The 1599-nt window shown below is 71.0% G+C and carries 4 protein-coding genes; 3 read left to right on the top strand and 1 reads right to left on the bottom strand.

All coding sequences use genetic code 11. The features are described 5' to 3' along the window. The 3 genes from OOT08_RS00150 to OOT08_RS00140 all read left to right on the top strand — a co-directional run. On the top strand, positions 1–377 hold a 377-nt coding region (locus OOT08_RS00150), incomplete at its 5' end, for a triose-phosphate isomerase (protein ID WP_325090579.1). A gap of 101 nt (positions 378–478) precedes the next feature. Next, positions 479–727: a preprotein translocase subunit SecG gene (gene secG, locus OOT08_RS00145; protein ID WP_325090578.1), complete on the top strand. Its 249-nt coding sequence runs from the start codon at positions 479–481 to the stop codon at positions 725–727. A gap of 80 nt (positions 728–807) precedes the next feature. Next, positions 808–1167, top strand: a complete 360-nt coding sequence (locus OOT08_RS00140; protein ID WP_442916137.1) for an RNA polymerase-binding protein RbpA — start codon at positions 808–810, stop codon at positions 1165–1167. A gap of 118 nt (positions 1168–1285) precedes the next feature. Here OOT08_RS00140 and OOT08_RS00135 read toward each other — a convergent pair. After that, the coding region (locus tag OOT08_RS00135; protein WP_325090577.1) for a 6-phosphogluconolactonase at positions 1286–1599 on the bottom strand (314 nt) is incomplete at its 5' end.

Raw genomic sequence — 1599 nt, 5'->3', positions numbered from 1 at the left:
AGACCGCCGAGGACCTGGAGACGAACGAGCCGAGCGTGATTCCCGCCGAGCAGCTGCGCACCGCGCTGGCTGCGGTGCGGCCGGGCCAGGAGATCGTCGTCGCCTACGAGCCCGTGTGGGCCATCGGCAGCGGCCAGGCGGCCAGCCCCGAGCAGGCCGAGGCGGTCTGTGCGGTGCTCCGCGAGGTCATCCGCGAGGCGCTCGGCGACGACGCCGCCGAGACGACCCGCGTGCTCTACGGCGGCTCGGTCGTCAGCGAGAACGTGGCGTCCTTCCTCCGCGAGCCCAACATCGACGGCGCCCTCGTGGGCGGGGCGAGCCTCAAGATCGAGGAGTTTGCCCGGATCGTGCGCTTCGAGAAGCACGTCGGGCGATAGACTCCGACCGCGGTTCGCCCGACGCGACGGGGCGAACCGCGGTATACTCGTAATTCCTGTGTGCGTTCGCGCGCGCAATCGGCAGCGAAAGGCCAACACACGTGATCGTTCTCCAGGTGATCCTGCAGGTGGTACTCGTCATCACGAGCCTCCTGATCATCCCGCTCATCCTCATGCACAAGGGACGCGGCGGCGGACTCTCCGACATGTTCGGCGGGGGCATGAGCTCCTCGCTGGGTTCCTCCGGCGTTGCCGAGCGGAACCTGAACCGCATCACGGTCGTGCTCGGCCTGGTGTGGGTGACCGTCATCATCGTGCTCGGCGTGCTGAACCGCCTCAGCGCAGGCTAAGCACCCCGCACGCACCTCCGTGGGCCGAACGGTCCACCCCGTCCGTACGCCCGACCCCGGGCAGAACAGGCAGTATTTTCATGGCAGGTAACGCAATTCGTGGCTCGCGCGTCGGCTCGGGCCCCATGGGCGAGCAGGACCGCGGCTATCAGGCCGAGCGCGTCGCAATCTCCTACTGGGACGCCGTTGGCAACGAAACCATTCGCTACTTCGCGGCGAACGTTCCCGACGAGGAAATCCCCGAGCAGATTGACTGCCCGCAGTCCGGTCTGCCCGCCGGCCGCGACAAGGAGAACCCGCCGCAGCTGCTCAAGGCGGAGCCCTACAAGACGCACCTCGCCTATGTGAAGGAGCGCCGCACCGAGGAGGAGGCCGCCGAGCTGCTGGAGGACGCGCTGCAGCAGCTGCGCACCCGCCGCGGAACGAAGGCGCCCGCCTAGGCAGCACGCCTCCCCGGCCCCGTGCCGGAACACCACGGCCCGGTCCCCGCGTTTCGCGGGGACCGGGCCGTTGTTCGTCTTCGGCCGGGGCGACGCGGAATCTCGCGTCGGGCCGTCCTTAGCGGGTGACCGCGGGCGTCGTGGCGCTGTCGGCGGCCGCGTGGTCAGCAGCCGCGTCGTCAGCGGCCGCGTGGTCAGCCGCCGCGTCGTCAGCATAGAGCACCGTCTCGGCGCGGCCCCGGACCCGCGCGGCGGGGGCCGCGGGCAGCGCCGCGCCGGGGCGGGGGCGCTCGCCCGGGGCGGGCCGATCGGCCGCGGCGGCGAGGAAGGCCTCGCGTTTTTCCTCTCCGGCGACGAACAGCCAGACGCGCTCCGCGCGGTTGATTTCGGTGAGGCTGAGGCTGAGCCGCTCGGCGGGGGGCTTGGGGGAGT

This window comes from Leucobacter sp. M11 (assembly GCF_035726885.1).
Classification (GTDB): Bacteria; Actinomycetota; Actinomycetes; order Actinomycetales; family Microbacteriaceae; genus JAPFRB01.
Note: the sequence above shows the minus strand (reverse complement) of the source record. Positions and strands in the feature narration are given on the sequence as shown.

Excerpts from the sequence above, each read along its gene's own strand:
- OOT08_RS00140 (WP_442916137.1), top strand. The coding sequence starts at position 808 with ATGGCAGGTAACGCAATTCGTGGCTCGCGCGTCGGCTCGGGCCCCATG.